We start from the raw sequence: 4,123 nt of genomic DNA, 5'->3' as shown, positions 1-4,123 counted from the left end.
GTGAAGATGTGTTCTTTTCGATCTGAGAATACAAGCTAAACAGCCAGTGCTAGCTGGAAACTCATTTGATCTCTTCCTTGCCATTCTGGATCCTGCAACCCCATGTGAACTGTTCTCGGTGCAAGTGCCAGCATCTCGCGATCTTCTTCTGTGAACGAACCTTCTGAGACTCTGGAAACTGTGTCTGCTATCCTAGCCCGCTCGTTCAGCCAGTTGAACCAGGCTGAACGCATGGAGGGTGTCAGAGCCTCCAGGGTCTGCCTGCGTGCGGTTCGGCGGCCTTCTTGTTGCTCACATGTCAGGGCACGCCACCAGCGCTGTTGATAGCGCAGTGAGCGGTAGGCCTTCACTGCTGGAGAAGAACTCGTTGCGAGAGTTTCTCCGGGAGGGAGGTCCTCGAGAGCGGCGCACCGGGTGCGCCAGTGGTGGCGTTCGCGGGTAAAGCGGCGGCGCAGCAAGGTGCGATTGGCGCGGCCGGTGGGGGGCCGGCGGGGGGTGTCCTGCGGACAAGTGGGGGAATTTTTCGAAAGCTCTGCATCAACGAAGCGTTGAGCTTTGGGTCCGATAGCGTAAGCGTGACAATCCTTTGCCCCCCCGTTGTAATGGTGTGTTGTTATGAGGAGTCCCTGCTCAATGAGTAGGTCGCGGCATGCGCGTACAGTCTTTACATCGATGCTTGCGCGCAGCGCGATGTCGCGTAAGGAGATCGACCCTTCTCGTCGAATGAAGACAGGTGCCAGATTCAGTAGAAGGATCTCGCAGTTCCTCCGCCGTTGTGGGCGGACTCCGAGTTCGGTCGTCTCGAGAGCGGCCTTCAATCCAGCCGACACTGCGGCAATCTGAGCATTGTCGGCGGCAGTCTCTACGGGACGCTGACGACGAGGGCGCTGAAGCGCTGCCTGATCAGCGGCCCGATCCCAAATGCGCCGCCACTTCTTCCTGCCGATTTTGCGGCATACAGCCGGGCTCGCAGAGCTCACGCGATGCCATGCTTGCTCCATCGTTAAACCTTGTTCGGCGCACACTATTGTGTGGGCGTCGACCCAGACATACCGCCTCCAACGGTGTTCTCCACGTTCGGAAGCCTTTGTGCCGGATCGGTTCTGGACTTCCCACGCTTGCGCTGCCGTGTAGCCGCTGCGGACCATCGCGCATACTTGACCGTATTCGCGTGCCGAACGAGAAGTATCCGGGCCGGTTGTCGCGCCTAACTGACGGCGACGACGAGGCTGCGACGCACACTTCACCGCAGTGAGATTGCGGTGAACAGCCGCCGAAGTCAGCGTTCCGCCGAGAACACGGCAGGCATAGCTCTTGCGATGCGGTGCATTCAGCAGGCGCAGAACGCCGCCTGAACGGTTATCGACGGGAACGCCGTAATCTTCTGTAAGTTTCTCGCACAGCTGGTTCCACTGTTCCGCCTGCTTTTGTGAGGCACAGGCCCCGATGACATGCCGCCCTCCTGGCCGGCCGGATTCGCGTGCGACGTACTTCAGGTCCTGAGTATGCAGCCACGCCACAAGAATTTCGGCGACGGCGTCGCCCAGTACGGCATCGCCGGGCAAAGGGTCTATATCAGCTCCGAGGATATCGGGCCGCAGCGTTCCACCTGCAGTGACCACTTCGCCTTTCCCAATCGAGGCGTACGCCTCCTCGAGGGAGCGAGTACGACGAGGCGAGCGGTTCTCGACGTCGATGAGCACATACGGACCGGTATAGATGACTTGGTCCAGCTCTCGAAGTTCGAGGTCTGGTGGCGGTGGAGGCCCGCTGCTCTGTTCCGAGGAGGGCGAGTTTTCGACACGCTTCGCGGTTCCAGTTGAACTGGATTTTGAGCGTGAGGTATCCTCGACCCTGGATTCCTTCAGCAAGGTGTGGCCTTTCGTTGCTGAGGGGGTGCACTGCGGAGATGAGAGGGCAAACTCATCTCCCATGGACGTACCGGAAGCTCTCGGCTGTGTGTGGCCGAGGGCTTCCTTCCATGTGGCTAACCCGGTCGATTGTTCATTTAGACGTCCAGTACGCTGCGTCGTCTCACCGTGAGGCGTTATCTCGTTGTGAGCAGCCCCCCTGACTACGCGACCGACTTCCTCCTCTTCTTCGAAACCTCCTGGCTCCTACTACTCGTTGGTAGTACATCCTGGTTCTGCTCGTCAGGCACAAGAATCTCTTCGACTTGAACTCCGCACCGCTCGCATACCAACAATGTCAGCAGCCTGCTCCGATCACCACCAGTTTCAGCAGCGGCCAGTTCATCGATCAACCTGTCGATGTTTCGATGCAGCTTGAAGCCGTACGTCTTCGGGGTGTACGCCAGGCGCTTTACTCCAGCCATGCGCGTCATCCTTGCATGGAGGACCACCGGCGTGCACGCGACACGCTGTTGCCGGTTAACCAAGACAGAGTCCTCCTTTTCCGACTACTGGAATCTTTAGGTACATCAACGTACGAGATCGAAGCTCGGAGCTAGCGTAAGTTCTCTTGGCCTCACCAGTCCCCTCCGCCACTGACGGGCCGTTCCGCGCCTACATACCGGAGAGTTCCTCGGCACCTGCGTCTTCCAGGCCTTCACTGTCTTTCATGGCCGTCACCGTGATTTCGGCGGCTCTACACTCTAGTCACCCACCCCTCACAAGACGGACCGCTGACACCACAGGCTTCGCTCTACACTGCGAACCACATCCTTCCCGCAGATCAAGGCTGGACACCAGTCATGCTGCGACCAGGAATGGGCCGACTCTGTCATACAGCTCCACTGCTGCCGAAGCGCATATCAATCGGATCAGATGCTCGAACTCAGATGTACAGACAAACCGGGTATATCTTGTTCCGCAAACGAATACTTCTCAACGGCTGACACATTCGACTCGATCACGGAAAGTGTGCCAGAAGCATTCTCGAGCCGCCGTCGATACGGCTGTTCGATTCAGGAAGCGCAGTCAAGCCACGCCGCACTATATACCTCATGGCCATCGACTCGTTGTTGGCTGTCGGGTAGCTGCTCCAGATAAGGCTCAGGCTATTTGCACCGGACCGGTAGCCGCTCATAGACTGCTCGGGGGGTCGTGGTTCGGAAGTGCTGCCGGAAAGCGCTCGGCGACACGCCAGTACGTTCGCGGAACCGGGTACTGAAGGTACCGACACTCGCGAACCCGACCTCGTAGGAGATGTCGACAACCTTGAGGTCAGTAGATAGCAGCAGTTCACGGGCACGCTCGAACCTGAGTTCGGTGAGGTAGCGACCCGGGGAGTCCCCAGTTACTCTCTGGAAAACACGCGTGAAATGATACTTACTGAACAGTGCGGTTCTAGCGATCTCATCAGCTGTGATCGGCTCGGCCAGGTTGTCCTGCATGAAGCAGATTGCTCGAGTGACCGCATGGTGAAGGTGCTCGCTCACTTCGGCTACAGCGGGCTCCTCGACGAACTGCCGATGGCTGACGATATCGACGACGGATGCATCTTCGTATTTAGAGACGGTCGGTGCCTGGGTCATAACCGTTCCTCTCGGTAGACGTGGCCCAACGCTAGAAACGATGGATTGCATTGCCTATCCCAAGAAGAGCGCACCTTCGAGATGTCGGGGGCCCGCCAGAGAGGTCGCCCCGATCGGGCATAGCCTATCGGCTATAGGTCCTAGCCTCGATCCTGCATGCGAAAGCCGCTACCGATCCGGTCGGTTAGGCGCGGTCGAGCAGATCCGGGGCACGGCGATGCCCTGCCCCTTTCCCGGCGATCGTGGTGCGGTGTCTGCCACCGCGGACCACCCCCGACAGGCCCTGCTCACGCATGCGACGGTCGACGGTGCCGATCCCGACCCGGAAACCCTGACGACGCAGATACAGGGTCATCTTGCGGCGCCCGTACATGCCTTCCGGTGTTCCGATGGTGGCCAACAGCGCGTCGGTCACATACGCCTCGGACACCGTCCGCGCCGAGGCAGGCGCGGTCTTCCAGCTCCGATAGGTGCGTCCGGCGACCTGCACGCCCTGCTCGGGAGAGCACGCGACAGATCGGATCGACCCGGTAACCTCGTGCACGCATACTATCGATGAACGCGCAGATCAACGGCGGCGCAGGTCGATCTCCCGCACGAAGAAAACCGAGGCCGCCTTCAGAGTCT

At 59.3% G+C, this 4,123-nt stretch carries 4 protein-coding genes; all 4 read right to left on the bottom strand.

Annotated elements, in window-relative coordinates; genetic code table 11:
- Window positions 1–35: 35 nt before the first annotated feature.
- A complete protein-coding gene (locus ACX4ZE_RS22500; RefSeq protein WP_480275458.1) occupies window positions 36–1,871 on the bottom strand; it encodes a hypothetical protein in 1,836 nt (611 codons plus the stop codon).
- A 203-nt stretch (window positions 1,872–2,074) separates the two neighbouring features.
- On the bottom strand, window positions 2,075–2,335 hold the full coding sequence (locus tag ACX4ZE_RS22495; RefSeq protein ID WP_480275457.1) for a hypothetical protein: 261 nt from the start codon (window positions 2,333–2,335) through the stop codon (window positions 2,075–2,077).
- A 684-nt stretch (window positions 2,336–3,019) separates the two neighbouring features.
- Entirely contained in the window at window positions 3,020–3,496 is a 477-nt protein-coding gene (locus ACX4ZE_RS22490) for a helix-turn-helix domain-containing protein (protein WP_480275456.1), read from the bottom strand.
- Between the two features lie 184 nt (window positions 3,497–3,680).
- Window positions 3,681–4,040, bottom strand: a complete 360-nt coding sequence (locus ACX4ZE_RS22485) for an IS3 family transposase (protein ID WP_480275455.1) — start codon at window positions 4,038–4,040, stop codon at window positions 3,681–3,683.
- Window positions 4,041–4,123: the final 83 nt, after the last annotated feature.

The sequence above is a fragment of the Nocardia sp. TBRC8007 genome (genome assembly GCF_056629435.1).
This window is presented reverse-complemented; position numbering and strand designations above follow the sequence as displayed.